This window comes from Nonomuraea sp. NPDC049709 (genome assembly GCF_040674815.1).
Taxonomy (GTDB): domain Bacteria; phylum Actinomycetota; class Actinomycetes; order Streptosporangiales; family Streptosporangiaceae; genus Nonomuraea.
Genome location: NZ_JBFANM010000064.1, coordinates 1 through 21222 on the forward strand (window position 1 = coordinate 1; position 21222 = coordinate 21222).

Annotated in this window: 23 protein-coding genes; 11 read left to right on the forward strand and 12 right to left on the reverse strand. The window is 72.5% G+C overall.

Annotated elements, in window-relative coordinates; genetic code table 11:
* Positions 1 to 326, forward strand: a 326-nt coding sequence (locus AB0J69_RS44800) for an NAD(P)H-dependent oxidoreductase (RefSeq protein ID WP_364131369.1), incomplete at its 5' end; no start/stop codon positions are given.
* On the forward strand, positions 316 to 894 hold the full coding sequence (locus tag AB0J69_RS44805; RefSeq protein ID WP_364131372.1) for a hypothetical protein: 579 nt from the start codon (positions 316 to 318) through the stop codon (positions 892 to 894). The genes AB0J69_RS44800 and AB0J69_RS44805, both read left to right, overlap by 11 nt.
* A gap of 37 nt (positions 895 to 931) precedes the next feature.
* Here the strand turns inward: AB0J69_RS44805 and AB0J69_RS44810 are convergent, their stop codons facing one another.
* Positions 932 to 1678 (reverse strand): maleylpyruvate isomerase family mycothiol-dependent enzyme, encoded by a 747-nt coding sequence (locus tag AB0J69_RS44810; protein ID WP_364131375.1) that lies wholly within the window; start codon positions 1676 to 1678, stop codon positions 932 to 934.
* A 231-nt stretch (positions 1679 to 1909) separates the two neighbouring features.
* On the opposite strand from AB0J69_RS44810, the gene AB0J69_RS44815 reads away from it, so the two are divergent.
* On the forward strand, positions 1910 to 3472 hold the full coding sequence (locus AB0J69_RS44815; RefSeq protein ID WP_364131378.1) for a choice-of-anchor I family protein: 1563 nt from the start codon (positions 1910 to 1912) through the stop codon (positions 3470 to 3472).
* A gap of 56 nt (positions 3473 to 3528) precedes the next feature.
* On the opposite strand, the gene AB0J69_RS44820 is transcribed toward AB0J69_RS44815, so the two are convergent.
* The 5 genes from AB0J69_RS44820 to AB0J69_RS44840 form a co-directional block, all read right to left on the reverse strand.
* Entirely contained in the window at positions 3529 to 4044 is a 516-nt protein-coding gene (locus tag AB0J69_RS44820; RefSeq protein WP_364131380.1) for an XdhC family protein, read from the reverse strand.
* 137 nt (positions 4045 to 4181) lie between these two features.
* Complete coding sequence (locus tag AB0J69_RS44825) at positions 4182 to 4565, reverse strand: arsenate reductase family protein (protein WP_364131383.1); 384 nt, start codon at positions 4563 to 4565, stop codon at positions 4182 to 4184.
* Positions 4566 to 4597: 32 nt separating this feature from the next.
* Positions 4598 to 6562: an MFS transporter gene (locus AB0J69_RS44830; RefSeq protein WP_364131385.1), complete on the reverse strand. Its 1965-nt coding sequence runs from the start codon at positions 6560 to 6562 to the stop codon at positions 4598 to 4600.
* A gap of 118 nt (positions 6563 to 6680) precedes the next feature.
* Positions 6681 to 7136 carry a MarR family transcriptional regulator gene (locus AB0J69_RS44835; RefSeq protein WP_364131388.1) on the reverse strand — a complete coding sequence of 152 codons (456 nt, stop codon included), beginning with the start codon at positions 7134 to 7136 and terminating at the stop codon, positions 6681 to 6683.
* Positions 7137 to 7201: 65 nt separating this feature from the next.
* Entirely contained in the window at positions 7202 to 8116 is a 915-nt protein-coding gene (locus tag AB0J69_RS44840; RefSeq protein ID WP_364131391.1) for a LysR family transcriptional regulator, read from the reverse strand.
* Positions 8117 to 8225: 109 nt separating this feature from the next.
* Between AB0J69_RS44840 and AB0J69_RS44845 the strand changes: the two genes are divergently transcribed.
* Complete coding sequence (locus tag AB0J69_RS44845; protein WP_364131394.1) at positions 8226 to 9038, forward strand: isocitrate lyase/phosphoenolpyruvate mutase family protein; 813 nt, start codon at positions 8226 to 8228, stop codon at positions 9036 to 9038.
* A 62-nt stretch (positions 9039 to 9100) separates the two neighbouring features.
* On the forward strand, positions 9101 to 9949 hold the full coding sequence (locus AB0J69_RS44850) for a phosphotransferase (RefSeq protein ID WP_364131397.1): 849 nt from the start codon (positions 9101 to 9103) through the stop codon (positions 9947 to 9949).
* A 28-nt stretch (positions 9950 to 9977) separates the two neighbouring features.
* Here AB0J69_RS44850 and sigJ read toward each other — a convergent pair whose 3' ends face one another.
* On the reverse strand, positions 9978 to 10865 hold the full coding sequence (gene sigJ / locus AB0J69_RS44855) for an RNA polymerase sigma factor SigJ (RefSeq protein WP_364131399.1): 888 nt from the start codon (positions 10863 to 10865) through the stop codon (positions 9978 to 9980).
* 174 nt (positions 10866 to 11039) lie between these two features.
* Between sigJ and AB0J69_RS44860 the strand changes: the two genes are divergently transcribed.
* Positions 11040 to 11915, forward strand: coding sequence for an NmrA family NAD(P)-binding protein (locus AB0J69_RS44860; protein ID WP_364131402.1), 876 nt, complete (start codon positions 11040 to 11042; stop codon positions 11913 to 11915).
* On the opposite strand, the gene AB0J69_RS44865 is transcribed toward AB0J69_RS44860, so the two are convergent.
* Together AB0J69_RS44865 and AB0J69_RS44870 are read right to left on the reverse strand one after the other, a co-directional pair.
* On the reverse strand, positions 11916 to 12452 hold the full coding sequence (locus AB0J69_RS44865; protein WP_364131556.1) for a phosphodiester glycosidase family protein: 537 nt from the start codon (positions 12450 to 12452) through the stop codon (positions 11916 to 11918).
* A complete protein-coding gene (locus AB0J69_RS44870; protein ID WP_364131405.1) occupies positions 12449 to 12940 on the reverse strand; it encodes an Rrf2 family transcriptional regulator in 492 nt (163 codons plus the stop codon). The genes AB0J69_RS44865 and AB0J69_RS44870 overlap by 4 nt, the downstream gene beginning before the upstream one ends.
* A gap of 82 nt (positions 12941 to 13022) precedes the next feature.
* Between AB0J69_RS44870 and AB0J69_RS44875 the strand changes: the two genes are divergently transcribed.
* Positions 13023 to 13766 carry an NAD(P)H-binding protein gene (locus AB0J69_RS44875; RefSeq protein WP_364131407.1) on the forward strand — a complete coding sequence of 248 codons (744 nt, stop codon included), beginning with the start codon at positions 13023 to 13025 and terminating at the stop codon, positions 13764 to 13766.
* Between the two features lie 132 nt (positions 13767 to 13898).
* Complete coding sequence (locus tag AB0J69_RS44880) at positions 13899 to 15071, forward strand: FAD-dependent monooxygenase (RefSeq protein ID WP_364131410.1); 1173 nt, start codon at positions 13899 to 13901, stop codon at positions 15069 to 15071.
* Between the two features lie 256 nt (positions 15072 to 15327).
* Here AB0J69_RS44880 and AB0J69_RS44885 read toward each other — a convergent pair whose 3' ends face one another.
* On the reverse strand, positions 15328 to 15786 hold the full coding sequence (locus tag AB0J69_RS44885) for a hypothetical protein (RefSeq protein WP_364131412.1): 459 nt from the start codon (positions 15784 to 15786) through the stop codon (positions 15328 to 15330).
* Between the two features lie 157 nt (positions 15787 to 15943).
* Here AB0J69_RS44885 and AB0J69_RS44890 point away from each other — a divergent pair, with 157 nt between their 5' ends.
* Genes AB0J69_RS44890 through AB0J69_RS44900 form a run of 3 tightly spaced genes read left to right on the forward strand, consistent with a single transcriptional unit; the run spans position 15944 to position 19629 of the window.
* Positions 15944 to 17503 carry a GMC family oxidoreductase gene (locus AB0J69_RS44890; RefSeq protein WP_364131414.1) on the forward strand — a complete coding sequence of 520 codons (1560 nt, stop codon included), beginning with the start codon at positions 15944 to 15946 and terminating at the stop codon, positions 17501 to 17503.
* A 12-nt stretch (positions 17504 to 17515) separates the two neighbouring features.
* Positions 17516 to 18928, forward strand: a complete 1413-nt coding sequence (locus AB0J69_RS44895; protein WP_364131416.1) for an aldehyde dehydrogenase family protein — start codon at positions 17516 to 17518, stop codon at positions 18926 to 18928.
* A gap of 59 nt (positions 18929 to 18987) precedes the next feature.
* Positions 18988 to 19629, forward strand: a complete 642-nt coding sequence (locus AB0J69_RS44900) for a TetR/AcrR family transcriptional regulator (RefSeq protein ID WP_364131418.1) — start codon at positions 18988 to 18990, stop codon at positions 19627 to 19629.
* Positions 19630 to 19639: 10 nt separating this feature from the next.
* Here AB0J69_RS44900 and AB0J69_RS44905 read toward each other — a convergent pair whose 3' ends face one another.
* Both AB0J69_RS44905 and AB0J69_RS44910 read right to left on the reverse strand, forming a co-directional pair.
* Complete coding sequence (locus AB0J69_RS44905) at positions 19640 to 19867, reverse strand: hypothetical protein (protein WP_364131420.1); 228 nt, start codon at positions 19865 to 19867, stop codon at positions 19640 to 19642.
* A gap of 14 nt (positions 19868 to 19881) precedes the next feature.
* On the reverse strand, positions 19882 to 21219 hold the full coding sequence (locus AB0J69_RS44910) for a TRAP transporter large permease subunit (RefSeq protein WP_364131422.1): 1338 nt from the start codon (positions 21217 to 21219) through the stop codon (positions 19882 to 19884).
* Positions 21220 to 21222: the final 3 nt, after the last annotated feature.

Consider the following 21222-nt stretch of genomic DNA (forward strand, 5'->3'; position numbering starts at 1 on the left):
AGTACAACCACTCGGCCCCCGGTCCGCTGAAGAACGCGATCGACTTCCTCTACGCGGAGTGGACCAACAAGGCGGCCGGGTTCGTCGGCTACGGAAGCGCCGGCGGCGCCCGCGCCATCGAGCACCTGCGGCTGGTGATGAGCTGTCTCCAGGTCGCGCACGTCAGCGCGCAGGTGGAGCTGTCGCTGTTCACCGATTTCACGGACTTCACCGTCTTCCAGCCGGCCGGCCGCCACGAGGACACCCTGACCACCCTGCTGGACCAGGTCGTCGCCTGGAGCAGCGCACTGAAGACCTTGCGCAAAGGAGAGCACCATGGAGCCTGACCGCCTGCAGACCTTCATCGACGAGGTAGGACTGGTGGTGAGCGGCACCGCCGACGAGCACGAGATCACGGCGCGGGTCGCCGAGCTGCTGTCCGCCCTGCTGGCCGACGGTTACCGGCTCCCGCCGGAGGTCACCCGGTCATCGCCGGCGCGTCACCTGACGTATCCGCTCCACATCGCCCCCGACGGCAGCTGGTCGTTGGCGTCCGTGGTCTGGGACGTGGGCCAGCGCACCAACGTGCACTCGCACGAGACGTGGGGCGTCGCCGGCATCTACGCGGGAGTCGAGCACGAGAGCCGCTACCTCAAGCCGACGGCGTCCACCGCGGGCGCGCCGCTGACGCCGGCCGGCGAAACGCGGTGGGAGCCGGGGCAGGTGACCGTCTGCTGCACCACCGACGACGATGTCCATGCCGTCGCGGCCGTCGGCAGCGAACCCACCGTCGGCATCCACGTCTACGGCGGCAACATCGCCACGATCAGACGGCGGGAGTACGACCCCGCCACCGGCGAGGCCCGCTGGTTCGTCTCCGGCTGGGACACCCCTGAACCGGCCGCTGCCCTTTGAGAGCGTCGATGACGAGGACGGACCCGGCTTCCGGAAGCTACTGCGTCGCCTCCTTGAGCAGGTCGCCCAGCCGTTTCACCAGCTCGGGGTCGCCGTCGAAGGTCAGCGCCGCGCCGTCCGCCCTTCTCCACAGCCACAGCAGCACGTCCTGGGGTGCGCCCGAGATCGACGCCTCTCCTGGGGCATCGTCCCTGGAGACCTCGACGCCCGAGGCGGCCAGGCGGACGAGCCGGCGATCCGCTCCCGCGGCGATCGACACCGCGCGGCCGTCCGCGCCGGCGAGGGCGTCACCGAAGTCCTCCGGCCACTGGCGGGAGGCGAAGGCGAGGAAGGTCACGAGGATCTCGTCGATGCCGTCCACGGCCAGGTCGGCCGGGATCGGCGTGATGGGTTCGCCGGCCGCCAGCTCGGCGTCCACCCGGTGCACCACCGTCTCCAGCGCCATCCTGCGGGCCCAGAAACCAACGGTCTGGTCGGGGTCGTACCACGTCAGTGCCTGCTCCTCCGGTTTCCGGGAGGTGAGCTCGCCGCGCAACTCGGCCATGGCGCGGTCCAGGTACGCTCCGGGGCCGTTCGGATCCGGCTCCGGCGGCCAGGGCCGCGGCCAGGTGCCGCGGCGCATCGTCTCGACCTTGTGGAGGAAGGTGTCGCCGACGTGCTTGAGCAGGTCGGCGGTGGTCCACCCCGGGCAGGAGGGCACCGGGGCGGCCAGGTCACGGGTGGCGGTCTCGCGCATGCGCGCGTGATCCAGCTCGATCAGGTGCAAGTACCGGCGCTGATCCATCCGCCAAGTCAAACACAGACGCGCGGGCACGGCACTGCTGCCGCCCGCCCCGGAGAGCCTCCTGGATCGCGACCCCACCGAGCGGCGGACGGGGACGGCCCTGATCTCGGCCGTCACCCCCGCCCCGCTGCGTGAAGCGGGGGCGTGGAGGGGCAGGTCGTCAGCCGCGGTTCAGACGGTGGTCATCTGTACGGCGGAAACCAGTCATGAAATATCGTGACACTCCGCCACATGCGTACCACCACCCCACTGTGCTTGGCGGCGGCCACCATGTCCGTGCTCGCCATGTTGCCCGCCACCACCGCCGCCGCTCGCGCCGAGCGCTCCGGCATCGAGTTGTCCCTGCTCGGCCGCTACTCCGCCGGTGCCGTCGGCGCCGGGGCCGCGGAGATCACCGCGTACGACGCGAAGACCAGGCGCGTCTTCGTCGTCAACGCGGAGCAGGGCACGGTGGACGTGCTCGACCTCCGGAACCCGCGGGCGCCGCGCAAGGTGGCCACGCTCGCCACGCCCGGCGCCAACAGCGTGGCTGTGCACGACGGTCTGGTGGCGGTCGCCCAGCAGGCGGCGAACAAGACGGCCGCGGGCACCGTCGCGTTCTTCGACGCCCGGACCGGCAAGAAGCAGCGTGAGGTCACCGTGGGGGCGCTGCCGGACATGCTGACGTTCACCGCCGACGGGCGGCGGGTCGTCGTGGCGAACGAGGGCGAGGCCGCCTCGTACTGCACGGGCGCCGTCGACGACCCCGAGGGCTCGATCAGCGTCATCGACGTGCGGCGCGGCACCGTGCGCAGTGCCGGGTTCCGGGCGTGGAACGGGCAGGAGGACCGGCTGCGCGCCAAGGGCGTGCGGATCAGCGGGCCGGGGGTGAGCGCGGCCCAGGACCTGGAGCCCGAGTACATCACCATCGACAAGGGCACCGCCTGGGTGACGCTGCAGGAGAACAACGCGCTGGCCGTGGTGGACCTGGAGCGGGCCACGGTACGCGACATCGTGCCGCTGGGGCTGAAGGACCACGCCCAGCCCGCCAACGCGCTGGACGCCTCGGACCGCGACGGCAAGATCGACATCCGTACGCACCCGGTCAAGGGCATGTACATGCCGGACGCGATCAGTCACTTCGGCGACCGCGGCCGTACCTACCTGGTGACCGCCAACGAGGGCGACAGCCGCGACTGGGAGTGCCACACCGACGAGGTGCGCGTCAAGAGCGCCGAGCTGTCGCCGACGGCGTTCCCGAACGCGGCCGCCCTGAAGCAGGACGCCGAGCTGGGGCGGCTGACCGTGCTGTCGGACTCGCCGAAGGACGCCGACGGCAGGTACACCGAGCTGCGCGTGTTCGGCGCCCGGTCCGTCTCGGTCCGCGCCGCCGACGGGTCGCTGGTCTGGGACTCCGGCAGCGAGCTGGAGCAGCTCGTCGCGCGGGAGCTGCCCGGGCAGTTCAACTTCGACAACGAGGAGAACGACTCCTTCGACTCCCGCAGCGACAACAAGGGGCCCGAGCCGGAGGGCGTGGCGGTCGGTGAGGTACGCGGCCGCACGTACGCCTTCGTGGGTCTGGAGCGGGTCGGCGGCATCGTCACGTACGACCTGTCCAACCCCCGCAAGCCCGCCCTGGCCGGGTACGTCAACACGCGCGACTTCGCCGGCGACGTCGAGGCGGGCACGGCCGGGGACGTCGGCCCCGAGGGCGTGCTGTTCATCGACGCCCACGACAGCCCGACGCGCAGGCCGCTGCTGGTCGTCGGCAACGAGGTGAGCGGCACCACCGCGGTGTACGAGATCAGGTCCTAGCCGATCCGCCCGGCGCGCGTGGGACTCCCCTCGCGCGCCGCACGGCTTGAGCAGGCTCAGAAATCGAAGCCGCCGGGGCGGGCGTTGCGGTCGGCGATCAGGCCGGCCAGGGTGGCGACGGCGATCTCGGGCGGGGTGTGCGAGCCGATGTTGAGGCCGATGGGCCGGTGCACCCGGGCGATCTCCTCCGGCGGCACCCCCAGGTCGGCCAGCGCTTGCACGTGGGGCGCGGTGTGGCGAGGGCTGCCCATGATGCCGATCCAGCGGGCGGGCGACTTGAGCAGGTCGCGGAGGACCGGGCCGATCTCCTCGCGGTGGTGGTCGGTGAGCACCACGTCGGCGGTCGCGTCGACGAGGTCGCCGAGCTCGCGCACCGCCGCGTGCCCGTCGAGGCCGCGCGCCGGGTCGGGCTCGACCAGGATCGGACGGTAGCCCAGCTCCGCCCCGAACCTCAGCAGGCAGTCGGCCACCGGCGAGGCGAAGACGGCCACCAGCGTCCGCCCGGTCTCCCCGGCCGGAGCCTCGGCATGGGCCACCTCACACGCCGGGTCGGATTCGTGGGTGTGGGTCATATCGGCAGTCTGGCACGAAGTCCTGCGCCCGCGCCCGAACGCCACCGCCACAACCGAGAGGCACGCACGGAGTTTGTCGAGCACGCGCCACCGTCACAAGCCGGACGCACTCCCGCAGCCCGTCGAGCGCGCCACCGTCACCTGCCGGAGGCGCGTGCGGAGTCCGTCGAGAGCACGCTTCGCACGGCCTCCTCCGAGCGGCCGATCACCGTCGTCCCGTCGTCGGCGGTGATGATCGGCCGCTGGATCAGGATCGGGTTCTCCGCCAGCGCCCTGATCCACCGGTCCCTGGCCCGCGCGTCACGCGGCCAGCCGTCCATGCCGAGCTCGGCCGCCTTCGCCTCGCCGGTCCTGGTGATGTCCCACGGTTCGAGGCCGAGCCGGGCCAGGACCTCACGGATCTCGCCCTGGTTCGGGGGATCCTCCAGGTAGCGGCGTACGGTGTAGTCGGCGGCCTCGGCGTCCAGGACGGACAGCGCGGAGCGGCACTTGGAGCACGCGGGATTGATCCAGATCTCCATGACCCACGACCCTACCGATCGATTGCCACCGCTCAGCGCTCCGCGAGGTTCTTCACCCAAAGGGACACGCTCTGCATGAGCACGTCGAGCTCCTTGCGCAGCACCCCGTTCTCCCTGGTGAGCTCCTCGTTCGCGCTGCGCAGGTCCGCGTTCGCCGTGCGGAGTTCGGCGTTCTCCGCACGCATCCAGAGCAGTTCGGCCCGCTCGTCGGCGGAGAGCCCGCCGCTGCCGGGCCGCGAATCGTGTCCGGGGCTCTGCCGCGGGTCGTGCTGCTGCGGCCGGAAGGGGTCGGCGTGCGCCTGGTGACGGCCGGTGCCGGCGTCGTGCGAGCGGAACGCGTCCCCCCAGGGGCCCAGCTCCTCGTGCCCGCGCTCCATGGCCCGGGTGACCCGGGCGGTCAGCCGGGCCACCTCGGCCTGCGCGGGAGGCAGGGGCGCACCGCCCTGCGCGGCCGGCCCGGGCGGCCGGACCTGCTCGCCATGCCCACCGGGACGGGACACCTCCGCCGTACCGAACGCCGTCTCCGAACGGAGTGCCGCCACGGAACCGGGGGCACCGGCCGGGCCGAGGACGTCGTCCGCCGGGTGGGAGGCTGCGGGGACGGCGGGGCGGGGCTTGGGGAGGGTGAGGGTGACCAGGGCGGCCGAGAGGGCGACGCCGCAGCCGAGCAGCAGCGCGGTACGGAATCCGGACTCCGAGGGCAGCGCGTGCCCGCCCACCGTCACCGTCATCTGGGCCAGCACGACGCCGACCACGGCGGCTGACACCGAGGTGCCGATGGAGCGCATCAGCGTGTTGAAGCTGTTGGCCGAGGCGGTCTCGCTCTGCGGCACGGCACCCATGATCAACGCAGGCATCGCCCCGTACGCCAGGCCGACACCGATGCTGGCCACACACCCGGCGATCATCAGCCCCCAGGCCCAGTCCATCAGCCCCAGCGCGGTACCGTACCCGAGCGCGATGATCAGCACGCCCACGAACAGGCTGGTCTTGGGCCCCCGGGCGGCCGACAACCGGGCGCCGAGCGAGGAGACGGCCATCATCATCAGGCCGGACGGAGCCAGCCACAGCCCGGCGGCCAGCATCGACTGGCCCAGGCCGTACCCGGTCGCCTCGGGCAGTTGCAGGATCTGGATGAGGACCAGCGACTGGGCGTACATGGCGAAGCCGACCAGGATCGAGGCCAGGTTGGTGAGCAGGACCTGGGGCCGCGCGGTGGTCCGCAGGTCGACCAGCGGGTCGCGGGCGCGCAGCTCGTAGACGGCCCACAGCAGCAGGACCAGCACCGCCGCGCCGAGCAGCCCGAGCGTGGTGCCGCTCCCCCAGCCCCAGTCGCCGCCCTTCGACACGCCCAGCAGCAGGCAGACCAGAGCCGCCCCCAGGCCGAGCGCGCCGACGAGGTCGAGGCGGCCCTTGGCGCTCACGGGCGTGGCCGGCACCAGCAGCCAGATCAGCACGGCGACCAGCACGCTCAGCACGGCCGAGCCCCAGAACAGCATCCGCCAGTCCGCGTACTGCGCGACCGCCGCCGAGAGGGGCAGGCCGAGCGCGCCGCCGATCCCCATCGAGGAGCTCATCAGCGCGATCGCCGGCCCGACCCGCTGGGGCGGCAGCAGGTCGCGCAGCGCGCTCACGCCGAGCGGGATCATGCCCACGCCCAGGCCCTGCAGGCCACGCCCGGCGATCATCGGGATCAGGGAGCCGGCCAGCGCGCACACCACCGAGCCGGCGATGAGCGGCAGCGAGCAGATCAGCATCATGCGCCGCTTGCCGTACAGGTCGCCGAGCTTGCCCACCACGGGGGTGGCGACCGCGCCGACCAGCAGCGTCACGGTGATCACCCACGACGTGTCCGCCGGCGTCGCGTCGAGCAGCCGGGGCAGCTCGCCGACCAGCGGCACCACCAGGGTCTGCATGAGCGAGCCGACGATGCCGGCCACCGCGAGGACGCTGACGATCCCGCCGCCGGGGCGTCCGGCAGGTGCGGAGTGCACCATATGTCCCCCTTTGCCCGATTATTCCGAATGCACCATACACACCTCATGCCTCTTGCACAACTTATGCATGATGCACATCCCTGGGCGGCCGCCGGGGATGACAGGGCGGGCCGCCCGTTCACGGGCGGGGCCAGGGGCGCCCTTCGAGTCGCTCGATGTCGGAGTTGAACCGCTTGAGGTAGGCGGCGAAGGTGGCGGCGTCCTCGGCGCTCCAGCCGGCGAGCACCTTCTCCAGGCCCCGGATGTTCTGCTCGCGCTCGCTCCGCAGGCGCTGCTCGCCCTCCTCCGTGACGCGGAACTTGCGCGCGATGCCGCCCTCGGGATCGGGGATGCGCTCCACCAGCCCGGCGCGCATCATCGCGGAGGTCTGCCGGTTGAGGGTGGAGGGGTCGAGCCGGAACGCCTCGCTGAGCCGGCCGATCGACATCGGGCCGTCCAGCTCCAGGCGGCTGAGCAGGATGTACGCGCTGCGGTCGAGCCGCTCGCCGTCGGAGCGGGGCCGGGGAGGGGCCAGGTAGCGGTGCCGCCCGAGCAGCATGGTCTCGTACTCGATGCACTCTGCGGGCTTGCCCATGGCCGGTCTTTCGCCCCTCCCTCGACGTGAAAAGTGCATCATACACAAGGCGTGCATGGTGCACATCATCGCAGCAGGCCGGGTGTGCGCTCCTTGAGCAGTTCGACGAAGGCCGTGGCCAGCCGGCCCTGGTGGCCGCGCCGCCTGCGTACGACGACCACGGGCAGGCCGGCGTCCATGTTCTCGATCTCGATCGCCCGCAGGCTGCCGATGCGCAGCTCCTCCCGGACGCTGCTGGTGGGCATGAGCGCGACGCCGAGACCCGCCTCGACCAGCCGGCGCTGCGCGGTCAGGCTGTCGATCCGGGTGATCGAGGGGTTCACCAGCCCGTGCGCCGGCAGGTGGCGTTCGAGCAGGTGGCCGAAGGAGTCGGCCTGGCCCCGCGCGGGCGGGAAGCCGAGCCACCGCTCCCCCTGCAGCGCCCGCAGGTCGGGCAGCCGGCGGGCGGTCACCGGGTGCGAGGCGGGCACCACGACCAGGAGCTTCTCCGTGCCGAGCGGGATCGACTCCAGCCGCGGGTCGGCGTCGGGGAAGTAGCGCAGCCCCAGCGACGCCTCGCCGCTGCGCACGAGCGCGCTCACCTCGCGGCTGGTCGCGGTCCGCAGCTCGACCGCCGCCTCGGGGAACTCCGCCTCGAACGTGCGCAACGCGTCCACGATGTGCGAGTCGGCCAGGGTGCCGACGATGGCCAGGGTCAGGGCCTGCGGGCCGCCGGGCGCCTTGGCCGCCTCGCGTACGGCCCGCTCGCCGTCACGGATCGTCGCGAGCGTGGCCTCCGCGTACGGCAGCAGCGCCCGCCCCGCGTCGGTGAGCACCACCCGGCGCCCGGCCCGCTCGAACAGCTCCGCCCCCAGCGACCGCTCCAGCTCCCGGATCCGGCGGCTGATCGCGGGCTGGGACCGGTTGAGCCTCCTGGACGCCTCCGTGAACCCGCCCCACTGGGCGATGCCCACGAACGCCTCGATCTCATCCACCGTCATCACATCCATAAGTTTTCCTGATAATGACGATTCACACTATGCATTTGACTGATGACTTCGGTGATGACGAGAGTGAGTCGATGACACCGGCCCACCTTGGGAGCGCATCATGACCGATCAGACGGAGCGGGCGGCCCGCTTCCGTGCCCTGCACGAGCGCCCGGAGCCCTTCCTGCTGCCCAACCCCTGGGACGCGGGCACGGCCCGGCTGCTGGCCGGCCTCGGCTTCGAGGCCCTGGCCACCACGAGCCTCGGCGTGGCGAACACGCTCGGCCGCCACCGCGCCGCCCGGCAGGACATCCTCGACAACTGCCGCGCCATCAGCGAGGCGACCCCTCTCCCGGTGAACGCCGACCTCGAGAACGGCTACGCCGACGACCCCGCCGAGGCGGCCAAGATGATCGCGGACGCGTGCGCGAGCGGCGCCGTCGGAGCCTCCGTCGAGGACGCGACGGGCGACCGCCGGACGCCGATCTACGACTTCGGGCTCGCCGTCGAGCGGGTGCGGGCCGCCGTCGAGGTCGCCCGCGGCCTGCCGGTCCCGCCCGTCCTGACCGCCCGGGCCGAGAACCTGCTGTACGGGGTCGCGGGGCTCGACGACACCATCAGGCAGCTGCAGGCGTTCGAGGCGGCCGGCGCGGACGTCCTGTACGCGCCCGGGCTGCGCACCCTCGACCAGATGCGCGCGGTCGTGTCCTCGGTCGGCCGGCCGGTCAACGTCGTGATGGGCTTCGCGGACCCGTCGATCACGCTGGAGCAGCTCGGCGAGATCGGCGTGCGGCGGGTGAGCATCGGGGGCGCGCTCTCCCGGCTGGCGCTGCGCTCGTTCCTCGACGGCGCCAGGCAGATGCGGGAGGGCCGGTTCGGCTTCGTCACCGAGATGATCTCGCTCCCGGAGCTCCACCAGGCGTTCGGCCCCTGAGCCCCGAAGGTGTCCAGCCACGTAAGATCAAGGGTTCTGCCGTCTCCACGCCCAAGGGACCCATGAACTCTCACGCCTACGCGGAACCCGCCCCGTTGCTCCCCGAGATCCCGCTCGCCGGCGGTGACGTCACCGAAGGGGTCGTGCGCGTCGGCGACACCGTGCGCCGTCCGGTCGGTCCCAACGCCCCTTTCGTCCACGCGTTGCTGCGCCACCTGGAGGCGGTCGGGTTCGCGGGCGCCCCGCGCTTCCTCGGCATCGACGCGGCCGGCCGCGAGGTGCTGACGTACCTGCCGGGCGAGGTCGCCGGGCGGCCGCGGCCGGCGTGGCTCGCCGACGAGAAGCGGCTGGCCTCCGTCGGGCGCCTCGTACGCGACTATGACGACGCGGTCGCGGGTTTCGTGCCCCCGGAAGGGGTGCGCCCCGAGACGGGCTACGCCGAGGCGCCGGGCACGCCGCCCCTGCCGCCCTATCCGCCCGAGGTGACCGGGCACATGGACTACACGCCCGACAACATCGTCTTCCGTGGCAGCGAGGCGGCCGCGCTGATCGACTTCGACCTCGCCAAGCCGGTCACCAGGGTGGATGAGGCGGTGAACGCGATGTTGTACTGGGCGCCCCTGGGCGACCCCGCCGACGCCGACCCGCTGCTGCGGGAGGTGGACGTGCCGCGCCGCTGCCGGGTCCTCGCCGACGCCTACGGGATGTCGGACGTCGACCGCTCGCGAGTCGTCGAGGTGGCCGTGCTGCGGACCCGGCGGTCGTGGTTCCTGATGAAGCAGGCGGCCGAGGAGCGGGGCGGCGGGTGGGCGCGGATGTGGGACGAGGGCGTGGGGGACCGGATCAAGCGGCGCGAGGCCTGGCTGGACCGCAACGGCCCGGCCATCGACGCCGCCCTGAAAGCACCGTGACCCCGGCCCCTCGCGCGCCCGTACGGGGTCATCCGCCGGTCCTGTCGGGGATGGTGCCGAGCTTGTCGGGGTTGCTGACCACGTAGACGTCGCGTACCTGCTCGCCGTCGAGGTCGAGCACCATGACGGCGAACGGCGCCTCCTGCTCGAACACGACCACCGAGGGATCGCCGTTGACCTGCCGGTACTGGATGTCCACGCCCTGGTTGGCCCGCGCGTTGGCCACCAGCACGCGGGCGACCTTGTCGCGGCCGCGGATCTGGCGCGGCCCGCCCGCCGCCGACTTCCCGCCGCCGTCGGCCCAGAGGGTGACCTCGGGCGCCAGCATCTCCATCAGCGCGGCCAGGTTCCCGCCGAACGCGGCCTCGATGAACCGCTCGGTCACCGCCTGGTGCGTGCGCCGGTCGATCCTGGCCCGGGGTCGCCGCGCCCGTACGTGCTCGCGGGCCCGGTGGGCGAGCTGGCGGACCGCGGCCGGGCTGCGGTCGATCATGGAGGCGATCTCGGTGTGCTGGTACGCGAACACCTCGTGCAGGACGAACACCGCCCGTTCCAGCGGGCTGAGCGTCTCCAGCACCACGAGCATCGCGAGCGACACCGACTCCGCGCGTACGGCCGGCTCGGCCGCGTCTCCGTCGGTGACCAGCGGCTCGGGAAGCCACGGACCCGGGTAGGTCTCCTTCCGCCTCCGCAGCGCCTTCTGGTGGGCGAGGGCCTGGTTGACCGCGATGCGCACCAGGTAGGCACGGGGGCTCTCGACGCGGGCCAGATCGACCCCCGACCACGCGAGCCACGTCTCCTGGAGCACGTCCTCGGTGTCGCCGACGCTGCCGAGCATGTTGTAGACGATCGAGAACAGCAGCTCGCGCTGGCCGGCGAAGACCTGGGAGGCGTCGGGGGCGTCGGTGTCATGCATCAGAGAACTCCTTGTCAGCACGCATACCCCCTCAAGAGGTCCTGCGGGCCGGCAAGTGTGACATCGGCCGGGTGAGGCGCGTCACACCGGCGGGCGGGGCGTCACACTCGCACGCCGCGGGCTCTCTCAGGACGCCGACACATCCGTCAGATCGAGCTCGAAGGAGTGCACGGCATGACCGTCCTCGTCACAGGAGCCACCGGCACCGTCGGCCGCCAGGTCGTCCGCCACCTGCTCGGGCGCGGTGCGAAGGTACGCGCCCTGACCCGCGATCCCGCCGCCGCCGTCCTGCCCGCCGGCGTGGAGGTGGTCGCGGGCGACCTCACCGACGCCGGGACGCTGGAGCCGGCGTTCGACGGCGTCACCGCCGTCCATCTGATCAACTTCGGCGGCGACTACCGGCCGTTGCCGAACGGGGAGCAGATCGTCGACCTCGCCGTACGCGCCGGGGTCCGCCGGGCCTCGGTCCTGGTCGGCTGGCAGGAGGGCACCCTGGAAGCCGCGGTCAGGGCCGGCGCCCTGGAGTGGACCTTCCTGAACCCGGTGCAGTTCATGGCCAACTTCCTCGTCGACTGGGGCGAGCCGCTGCGGACCGGCGACCGGGTGCGCGAGCCGTACGGCGACCGCAAGAGCCCGCCGGTCGACGAGTCCGACATCGGCGCCGTGGCCGCCACGGTGCTGACCGAGGACGGCCACGCCGGGGAGTCCTACCACCTCACCGGCCCCGAGGTGCTGACGGCCCGGCAGATGGTCGCCATCATCGGCGAGGCCACCGGCCGCTCGCTGCGGTTCGAGGAGCTCACCCCCGACCAGGTGCGCCAGGAGTGGAGCGTTCCCGGCCGGCGGCCGGCCCTGTCCGTCTTCCGGGTCCTCGGCCAGGCCGCCTCGCCCGGCGCCGCGGATCCGGTGGAGCTGCTGCTGCGGCTGTACGGGACGCCGAACGAGTACGGCACCACGCTGACCGACCACGTGGAGAGGGTCACCGGCCGGCCGCCGCGCACGTACGCGGAGTGGGCGCGCGAGCACGCCCACCACTTCCGCGCGGCGTGACTACGGGCGCACGAGGAAGACGTTGCCCAGGGAGCGCTGGCCGGTGGCGTCGGAGGGCCGGTTCACGATGCCGGCGGCCGAGGTGACCATGACGCTGGAGCCGCCGCCGTCGAGGTTCATGGCCTCCCGGGCACCGAGCAGCTTCATCAGCTCGGCCGTCTGGGCGATCCCGAGCCCCTCGCTGTAGCCGTCCTGCCGCCCGTCGACCACCACCAGCATGAGCCGCCCCCGGTCGTCCATGCCGATCGCCGACCGGGGGTTGGCCCGCACGGCCCAGTTGTAGGTGAACGTCTGGTCCGTGCCCTCGCGGATCAGGCCGTCGGCCGCCGCGTTCACCGACACCCGGCCGTCGCGTACCAGGGTCGGGCCGACCTGGAGGATCGTGGTGTCCGGGGTCAGCGCGACGCGCCGGCCCCGGCTGTCCTCGACGCGCTCGCTGACGCGCAGCCGCTCGCCGACCTTGGCGTGGCCGAGCAGCCAGGCGGCGCTGTCGCCGATCGCCTGGACGGTCGACCCGCCGGCGGGCCCGGCGGTCAGCGGTGGGGTGCGGGTCGCGTGGTGGCCGCGATGCGTGACCGGGTGCGGGCCGGGGCCGTCGGGGGCAGTTCGGCCAGGATGTCGGCGAGCGAGACCCCGGCCAGGCTCCCCCGCCACGCCTCGTGCGCATCGGCCATCCGCGCCGCCAGGACGCAGGTTCGCCGGCAGTCCTCGTCCGGCAGCGCGCCCACGCCCTGCCGCCGGATCTCGCGGCACTCGTACGGCGACGACGCGCCGTCCACCGCCTCGACGATCGCCAGCAGCGTGATCTCGGCAGCCGGCCGCGCCAGCCGGAACCCGCCACGCGGCCCCGTCGTCGCGGACAGCACCCCGGCCCTGACGAGCGCCTGCAGCTGCTTGGCGAGATAGGGCGCCGGGAGGTCGTAGTACTCCGCGAGCTGCGCCGCCGACGCGGTGGCTCCCGGATCGAGCTGCGCCAGCGTCGTGGCGCAGTGCAACAGCCATTCGGTGCTCACAGGCAGCTTCACGACACCCAGCCTATCGCGGACTTTGAGGATCTGTTAAGTCCGAGATATGGTCGGCAGCGTAACGAGAGAAGGAGAGATCATCATGCGGATCGCAGTCGCCGGCGCGACCGGGAACATCGGGGCCCTGACCGTCGCCGCCCTCCGGCGCCAGGGGCACGACGTCGTGGGCGTCAGCCGCTCGCTCGGCGTGGACCTGCTGACCGGCGCCGGGCTCGACGCCGCCCTCACCGGTGTCGACACGGTCATCGACGTCACCAACGGGCCGGGGGCCGGGCGGGCGGAGACGGTGGCGTACTTCGGGACCGCCACGCGCAACCTGCTCGCCGCCGAGGAACGGGCCGGCGTCCGCCACCACGTGCTGCTCTCGATCGTCGGGATCGACCGGGTCGAGGGCAACGCGCACTACGCCGGCAAGCGGGAGCAGGAACGCCTGGTGGCCGAGGGCCCGGTGCCGTGGACGATCGTCCCGGCCACGCAGTTCCACGATTTCGCCGCGATGGTGGCGGGCTGGACCGAGCAGGACGGCACCGCCACGATCGCGCCGCTGCTCGTGCAGCCGATCGCGCCCGCGGACGTGGCCGACATCCTGGCCGAGATCGCGCTGGGCGAGCCGCGAGGTCGCCACGTGGACGTGGCGGGGCCCGAGCCGCAGGACCTCGTCGACATGGCCCGGCGCACCCACCAGGCGCGCGGCGTCGAGGTACGGCTCGTGCCGACGTGGTCGGGGCTGTTCGGCCCGTCGATGGCCGGCGACGTGCTGCTGCCCGGCGAGGACGCCCGCATCGCGCCGACCACTTTCGACGAGTGGCTCGCGGGACAGCGCTGACGGCGTGAGCGCGCCGCCGAAAATTGGTCATCTCATGACCGGCGTCCCAGCCGGTCGGGGTCGCCTCACCCTACGGGCCTACTGATACTCTCTGCTATAGATTGGTTACTTTGCGTACAGTAGGGAGCTGTTGTGAAGGTCGCCTGCGCCGGCGGCGGACCCGCCAGCCTGTACTTCTCGATCCTGATGAAGCGGGTCGACCCGGCCCATGAGATCACCGTCTACGAGCGGAATCCGGCCGGCTCGACGTACGGCTGGGGCGTGACCTACTGGGGCGAGCTGCTCGAGTTCCTGCAGGGCATCGACCCCGAGACCGCGCACGCCATCCGCGAGAGCTCGGTCTCCTGGGACAGCTGGGTGGTGGACCTGCACGAACGCGCGACGGTGACGATCGAGCACGGTGACCAGGGCTACGGCATCGGGCGGCAGCGGATGCTCGACATCCTCGCCGAGCGGGCCCGCTCCCTCGGCGTGCGCGTCGAGTTCGAGCACGAGATCGCCGACGAGGCCGAGCTGGCCGACGCCGACCTGGTCATCGCCGGCGACGGCATCAACAGCGTGCTGCGCGAGCGCCACGCCGACCACTTCGGCACCCAGGTCGAGGTCGGGCAGAACAAGTACGTCTGGCTCGGCACCACCAAGGTCTTCGACGCCTTCGTCTTCGCCTTCGTCGATACGCCGCACGGCTGGATCTGGTGCTACGGCTACGGCTACAGCCAGGAGGGCAGCACGCTCGTGGTCGAGTGCTCCCCCGAGACCTGGCGGGGCCTCGGGTTCCACGAGGCGAACGAGGCCGACAGCCTGGGCCTGCTGGAGAAGCTCTTCGCCGAGGTGCTCGACGGCCACCGGCTCATCGGCCGTGCGCAGTCCGACGGCGGGGCGAACTGGCTGAACTTCCGCACCCTGACCAACCGGACCTGGTACCACGGCAACCTGGCCCTGATGGGGGACTCCGCGCACACCACGCACTACTCCGTCGGCGCGGGCACCGTGCTCGCCCTGGGGGACGCGGCCTTCCTGGTCGACGCGCTGTACGGGGAGCCGGACCTGGAAGGGGCGCTGGCCCGCTACGACCGGCTGCGCAGGGCCGCGATCAAGGTCCCGCAACGGGCGGCCCGCCTCAGCGCCCGGTGGTACGAGAACCTCCCGCGCTACATCGACCTGCCGGTGCAGCACGTGATCGCGCTGCTCGACAACCGGACCTCGCGGCTGCTCCCGTACGTCCCGCCGCGGCTGTTCTACCGCACCGGCCAGCTCACCGAGCAGCTGTGGCGGCTGGGCTCGAAGCTCACCCGGGCCCGCTGACCGCCGGCATTCCCGGGTGCGAGCGCCATGAGCGAGATCGATGAGGTGACGGCCGCCGCCTACCGCTTCCCCACGGACCGTCCCGAGGGCGACGGCACCCTCGCCTGGCGCTCCACCACGATGGTCGTGGCCACCGTCGGGGCCGGCGGGACGAGGGGCCCCGGCTGGACGAGGGGCCCCGGCTGGACGTACGCCCCGTCCGCGGCCCGGCGGGGGCGGGGCCTCATCCGCGGCTCGCCAGGCCCGACGGGATGGGTCAATCGCGGCGGGCGGCGGCCCAGGACTCCTTGTACTCCTCGAGGAGCGCCTCGATGTGACGCACCATGAAGGTGTAGTAGTCGTGCATCTCCCGCAGGCGCCCGCGCTGCGGCTCATCGAGCTCCGCCCCGTGCGCCTGCGCGTTCTCGGCCAGCGTCAGCAGCTCGCCCGTCTGCTCCAACTGGTGCTGCAGGCAGCCGATCCACGCGTCGTCGCGCCACTCGTAGACGTAGTGCCGGGAGCCCGGCTCCTTGAAGCGCCGCACGGTCCCGCTGACGACGAGCAGGCGGGTCATCTCCGACACCGAGCCCTTGCTCGCGTCGAGCGCGCTCTGCAGCTCCGCCGTCGTCATGGGCGCCCGGCTCAGCATGAGCACGCCGGCGGCACGTCCCGCCATGGGCGGCCACCCCATCGCGCGGCCGATGCGCTGGCCGAAATCTTCGATCAAGGGGGTCATGTCACCGACCGGGCTGGCCACCTGTCTCCCATCGGTCAGAAAAAACTGAACATTCACTCTTGACTGAACTTTGGCGCTACCGGCAGTCTACCGGCTAGTCGCGGTCCGGACATTTTGCCAGGACCGCCCTCCCTGAGCCGAACGCAGGAGGTTCGCCGTGACAGGTACGGGCTGGGACATCATCGTCGTGGGTGCGGGCTCGGCCGGCGCGACACTCGCCGTCCGGTCTGCCGAGCGGGGGAAGCGCGTTCTGCTCCTGGAGGCCGGTCCCGACTACCGGTCGGCCGCGATGCACGAGGCGTGGCGCTCGCCGAACCCCGTCCGCGCGCTGCTGGATCCCACCGCCACCGAGGGGGTGGTCTGGACGGGGGTCAACGCCTCCCGGACCGACAGGCAGGCGCAGGCGCCCTACTGGCGGGGGCGCGGCGTGGGCGGCAGCTCGTCGATCAACGGGCAGATCGCGATCCGCCCGCCCGTGGAGGACTTCGACGACTGGGCCGCGGCCGGATGCGCGGGCTGGTCATCCGGCGACGTGCTGCCGTACTTCGCGAGGCTGGAGGACGACGAGGAGTTCGGCGACGAGCCCTACCACGGCCGGGGCGGGCCGACCCCGATCTACCGGATGCCCCGGGAGCGGTGGGGGGCCGTGGACTCCGCGCTGTCCGCCGCGGCGCTGGCCGCCGGGCACCCCTGGGCGCCGGACGTGAACGCGCCCGGGGCGACCGGGGTCTCGCCGTACCCGATCACCTCCCGGGCCGGCCGCCGGGTCACGGTCAACGACGGCTACCTCGAACCGGGCCGCTCCCTTACCGGCCTCACCATCCGCGGCGACGCCCTGGTCGACCAGGTCGTCTTCGCCGGCAACCGCGCCGTCGGCGTCCGGATCGTCCAGGACGGCGCGACCACCACCGAGTACGCCGACGAGATCGTGCTCAGCGCGGGCGTGATCCACTCCCCCGCGATCCTGCTGCGCTCGGGGGTCGGCCCGGCCGCCGACCTGCGCCGCCTGGGCATCACCGTACGGCAGGAGCTGCCGGTCGGCGCCGGCATGCAGGACCACCCGATGGTCCTCGTCGAGCTGCCGCTGACCGAGGAGGCCGCCAACAAGACGGCCGACGACCGCCACACCAACGTCTGCGTCCGCTACACCAGCGGGCCCGGGGGCCTGCCCCACGACATGATGTTCGTCTCGCTGAACCAGAACGTGCTGTCCATGGAGGCCGCCGACCCGCGTTTCCCGGCGGGCGGCTTCGGCGTGTGGCTGAACCAGAGCTTCTCGCGCGGCGTCCTGAGGCTGACGTCCACCGATCCGCGGGCCCAGCCCGAGGTACACGAGCGCATGCTGTCGGACGCCCGCGACCTCGAACGGCTGCGCGGGGGCGTGCGCGCCCTGGCCGAGCTGGCGCGCGGCCCCGAGGTCGCCCCGATCGTGGCGGCTTCCGTCGAGGCGAGCAACAGCCGCCTGTTCGCGGTCCTGGACGACGACGACCAGCTCGACGACCATCTCCTCGCCACCGCCGTGGACGCGCAGCACGGCACCAGCACCTGCCCCATGGGCGCTCCCGGCGACGCCGCCACGGTGGTGGACCCGTCGTGCCGCGTCCTCGGGGTCGAGGGCCTGCGCGTGGTCGACGCCTCGATCTTCCCGTCGGTCCCGCGGGCCAACACCAATCTCACGGCGATCATGGCCGGCGAGCTCATGGCCGACCGCCTCTAAGGAGCACCCCTCGTGAAGACCCTGCAGAACCTCATCGGCGGCACATGGGAGGGCTCCCGCGGCGACGCCTTCCACCCGGTGGTCAACCCCGCGACCGAGGAGGTGGTGGCGAGCTGTCCCAGCGGCTCGCCGGAGGACGTCCGCCTGGCCGTGGACGCCGCCGTACGCGCCCAGCCCGCCTGGGCCGCGCTCCCCGTCGCCGAACGGGTGGGCCGGCTGTCGCGCTGGGCCGACACGATCGCGGCCCACGCCGGCGAGCTGGCGGAGATCGAGTGCCGCGAGATGGGCAAGCCCGTCGCCCTGGGGCGCGCCTTCATCGGCGGGGCGGCCCAGGGGCTCAAGGTGGCGGCGGCCGAGGCTCTGGACTACGCGTTCGAGGAGACGATCCCCGGCCCGGACGGCAGCAGCACCACGATCGTCCGCAACCCGCTCGGGGCCACTGCCGTCATCGTGCCGTGGAACTTCCCCGTGCCCATGATCCTGGGCGCGCTCGGCCCGCTGCTCGCCTCCGGGAACACCGTCGTGCTCAAGCCGTCCGAGCGCTCGCCGATGTCGGCCGTGCGCTTGATGGAGCTGACGGACCTGCCGCCCGGCGTGGTCAACCTGGTCCTGGGCGACGCCAGGGCCGGCGCCCCGCTGACCGCCGACGAGCGGATCGGCCTGGTGCACTTCACCGGCTCCGTCGAGGCCGGCCGCAAGGTCGGCGCCCAGACCGGGGCCCGGCTGCGCCGTTCGATCCTCGAACTGGGCGGCAAGGACCCGGCGATCGTCGACGCGGGAGTCGACCCGAAGGCCACCGCGGCGGCGGTCGCGTTCGGCGCCTTCGCCAACTCCGGCCAGATCTGCACCTCCATGGAACGCGTCTACGTCCACCGCGACGTCGCCGAGGAGTTCATCGAGGCCCTGGTGGAGGCGGCGGCCACCTACACCCTCGGCGACGGGCACGACGCCGGCACAGTCCTCGGGCCGCTGGTGGACCGGCGCCAGCGCGACCTCGTCGTACGCCACGTCACCGACGCGGTCGAACGCGGCGCGACCATCCGGGCCGGCGGGTTCGTGCCCGAGGGCAAGGGCTTCTTCTACCCCGCCACCGTGCTGACCGACCTGGACGACTCCATGCTGGTCATGACCGAGGAGACCTTCGGCCCGATCGCCCCCGTCATCGTCGTCTCCTCCTTCGAGGAGGCGCTGGAGCGGGCCGGCGCGTCGCGCTTCGGCCTGGCCGCCACCGTGTACACCGCCGACCCCGCGCACATGGCCGCCGCCCGCCGCCTCCCGGCGGGGGTCGTGTGGGTGAACCAGTGGCAGGGCGGCGGGCCCGAGCGGCTGTACGAACCGGCCGGCGACAGCGGCATGGGCGCGACCGGCTCCCGGGCCGCCTACGACGCGGCCACCCGCCCCACCTCGATCCACACCGCCCCCTAAGATCGAAGCACGATACCCGGAGAGTAGAACGGAATCTTACGTTCCCGTACACTGGGGTCATGACCAGCGCACCCATGAGCGGCCGCAAGGCGCAGGCCGCGCGTAACGACGAGTTGATCCTCCAGGCGGCGCGGGCGGTCTTCACCGCCGACCCCGGCGCCCCCATCGCGGCCGTGGCCGAGAAGGCGGGCGTCGGGATCAGCGCGCTCTACCGCCGCTACCCCAGCAAGGAGGCCCTGCTGCAGAAGTTGTGCGGCGACGGGCTGAAGCTGTACATCGAGGTCACCGAGCGGGCGCTGGCCGACGACGGCGATCCGTGGGAGGCGTTCGCGGGCTACCTGCGCGGGATCGTGGATGCCGACACGAACTCGCTGACGATCAAGCTGGCGGGCACGTTCACGCCGACCGAGGAGCTCGGCCGCGACGCGGTCCGCGCCTCGGTCGTGGCCACCGACGTGCACCACCGCGCGGTGGAGGCGGGCGTGCTGCGGCCGGACGTGACGGTGGCCGACATCGCGCTGCTGTTCGAGCAGATCGCCTCGATCAAGCTGGGCGGCGAGGAGCGCACGGTGCAGCTCCGCCACCGCTACCTGACGCTGGTGATGGACTCGCTGCGGGTGCCGCCGGCCCACCGCGACCTGCCCGGCCCGCCGCCCGAGGACGAGGAGCTGTCGGCCCGCTGGTGGGCCCCGCAGGCATAGCCTCCCCGCCTCAGTCCTCGCCGGTCTTCCAGTGGTAGAGGTACGACATCACGAAGCCGAGCAGCCCGGTCACCCCGGCCGAGACGGTCATCGCCATGCCGAGCGCGGACACCGCGCCGGAGACCAGGCCGGGACTCCCGGCGACGAGGCCGGCCACCTGGAGCAGCACGACGGCGACGCCGAGCACGAGGAACAGCACGAGGCCGGCCTTGAACAGGATCATGATGAGGCTCTTCACGACGGGACCTCCTCTCAGATCGGCAGCACGCCGGTCGCGACCAGCACGCCGAGGACCAGGGTCGGGATGACGAACCAGACGATCAGCCGGCCGAACGTCCTGGCCGGGTCCACCTGGGCGATGCCGCTGGCGATGTAGATCGGGGCCGCGCCCGGCGGGGACGCGCCCTCGGTCGAGGCGAAGATCATAATGGCGGTGGCCGCGGCGGCGGGGGCGACCCCGGCCGCGGTCAGCGCGCTGAAGGCGACCCCGCCGACGGCGGCGATCGTGGCGGTGCCGGTCAGCGGCGCGGCGATGATGACCAGCAGCAGGCCGACGAGGGTGGCGATGACGACGGCCGGCGCGTCCAGCCCCTTCATGATCGCGGTGAGCTGGTCGACCAGGCCCAGCTCGCCCAGGCTGGCGGCGGCCGCGAAGGCGAAGAACAGCGTCGCGCCGATGACGGCGTACCGGGGGGCCATCTCGCCGAGCAGCTCGTTCCAGGCGCGCGCGGTGCGCGGCAACCGCTTCCACGCCACCGCGAACGTGGCCAGCACCGTCAGCACCGGGATCCACACGACGATGCTGATGTCATCGGCCGCCTCGCCGACCCGCGACTCCAGCAGCGCCACGCCGAAGTCCAGCGTCATCAGCACCGGTACGAGAATGCCCGCGTACACCAGCAGCGACGTCCACCCGGCCCGCAGCGCCGCGCGCAGCGGGACGAGGTCGGCCGCGTCGGCCGCCGCGATGCGGTGCCTGCGCACCCACACGAACACCACCACGAACCGGTACGCCACCGTCCACAGCCCGCCCACGAGAGCCGGCACGAAGAGCTGGTCGGCGGTCAGCACGGGCGCCACGGCGGCCGAGCCCAGCAGCAGGAACATCGACGAGCTGGGCGGGATCGAGATGCCCAGCCCGGCGTTGCCCGCCACCAGCGAGGCGGCCAGGTCGGGGCGCCAGTTCGACCGGATCATCCACGGGATGGTCACCGAGCCGACGGACGCCGAGATGCCGGACCCGGATCCGGAGGGGCCACCGAGCAGCGCGGCGGCGGAGGTGGAGACGTACCCGGCGCCGCCGCGCAGGCGGCCGAAGATCGAGTTCAGGACCGTGACCTGCTCCTGGATGAGGCCCAGCCTGGTGAGCAGGTAACCCATGAAGACGAAGGCCAGGGCGGCGAAGACGACCTCCTCGGCCATGGCGTCGGCGATGCCCGCCCAGGCCAGGGTGAAGAACCCGGTGCCGCCGAAGAGGCACACGCCGGCGAAACCGATGAGCATCGCCTCACCGATGTTGCGTTTCAGCACGCCGTTCCAGACGACGATGATGGCGATGTAGGCGATGAGCGCCCATACGGCGATTCCCATGGC

Excerpts from the sequence above, each read along its gene's own strand:
- AB0J69_RS44850 (WP_364131397.1), top strand. The coding sequence starts at position 9,101 with ATGAACTCTCACGCCTACGCGGAACCCGCCCCGTTGCTCCCCGAGATC.
- AB0J69_RS44910 (WP_364131422.1), bottom strand. The coding sequence starts at position 21,219 with ATGGGAATCGCCGTATGGGCGCTCATCGCCTACATCGCCATCATCGTC.
- AB0J69_RS44815 (WP_364131378.1), top strand. The coding sequence starts at position 1,910 with ATGCGTACCACCACCCCACTGTGCTTGGCGGCGGCCACCATGTCCGTG.
- AB0J69_RS44835 (WP_364131388.1), bottom strand. The coding sequence starts at position 7,136 with ATGGGCAAGCCCGCAGAGTGCATCGAGTACGAGACCATGCTGCTCGGG.
- AB0J69_RS44830 (WP_364131385.1), bottom strand. The coding sequence starts at position 6,562 with ATGGTGCACTCCGCACCTGCCGGACGCCCCGGCGGCGGGATCGTCAGC.
- AB0J69_RS44885 (WP_364131412.1), bottom strand. The coding sequence starts at position 15,786 with ATGACCCCCTTGATCGAAGATTTCGGCCAGCGCATCGGCCGCGCGATG.
- AB0J69_RS44805 (WP_364131372.1), top strand. The coding sequence starts at position 316 with ATGGAGCCTGACCGCCTGCAGACCTTCATCGACGAGGTAGGACTGGTG.
- AB0J69_RS44875 (WP_364131407.1), top strand. The coding sequence starts at position 13,023 with ATGCGGATCGCAGTCGCCGGCGCGACCGGGAACATCGGGGCCCTGACC.
- AB0J69_RS44840 (WP_364131391.1), bottom strand. The coding sequence starts at position 8,116 with ATGACGGTGGATGAGATCGAGGCGTTCGTGGGCATCGCCCAGTGGGGC.
- AB0J69_RS44860 (WP_364131402.1), top strand. The coding sequence starts at position 11,040 with ATGACCGTCCTCGTCACAGGAGCCACCGGCACCGTCGGCCGCCAGGTC.
- AB0J69_RS44900 (WP_364131418.1), top strand. The coding sequence starts at position 18,988 with ATGACCAGCGCACCCATGAGCGGCCGCAAGGCGCAGGCCGCGCGTAAC.
- sigJ (WP_364131399.1), bottom strand. The coding sequence starts at position 10,865 with ATGCATGACACCGACGCCCCCGACGCCTCCCAGGTCTTCGCCGGCCAG.
- AB0J69_RS44825 (WP_364131383.1), bottom strand. The coding sequence starts at position 4,565 with ATGGAGATCTGGATCAATCCCGCGTGCTCCAAGTGCCGCTCCGCGCTG.
- AB0J69_RS44845 (WP_364131394.1), top strand. The coding sequence starts at position 8,226 with ATGACCGATCAGACGGAGCGGGCGGCCCGCTTCCGTGCCCTGCACGAG.
- AB0J69_RS44810 (WP_364131375.1), bottom strand. The coding sequence starts at position 1,678 with ATGGATCAGCGCCGGTACTTGCACCTGATCGAGCTGGATCACGCGCGC.
- AB0J69_RS44820 (WP_364131380.1), bottom strand. The coding sequence starts at position 4,044 with ATGACCCACACCCACGAATCCGACCCGGCGTGTGAGGTGGCCCATGCC.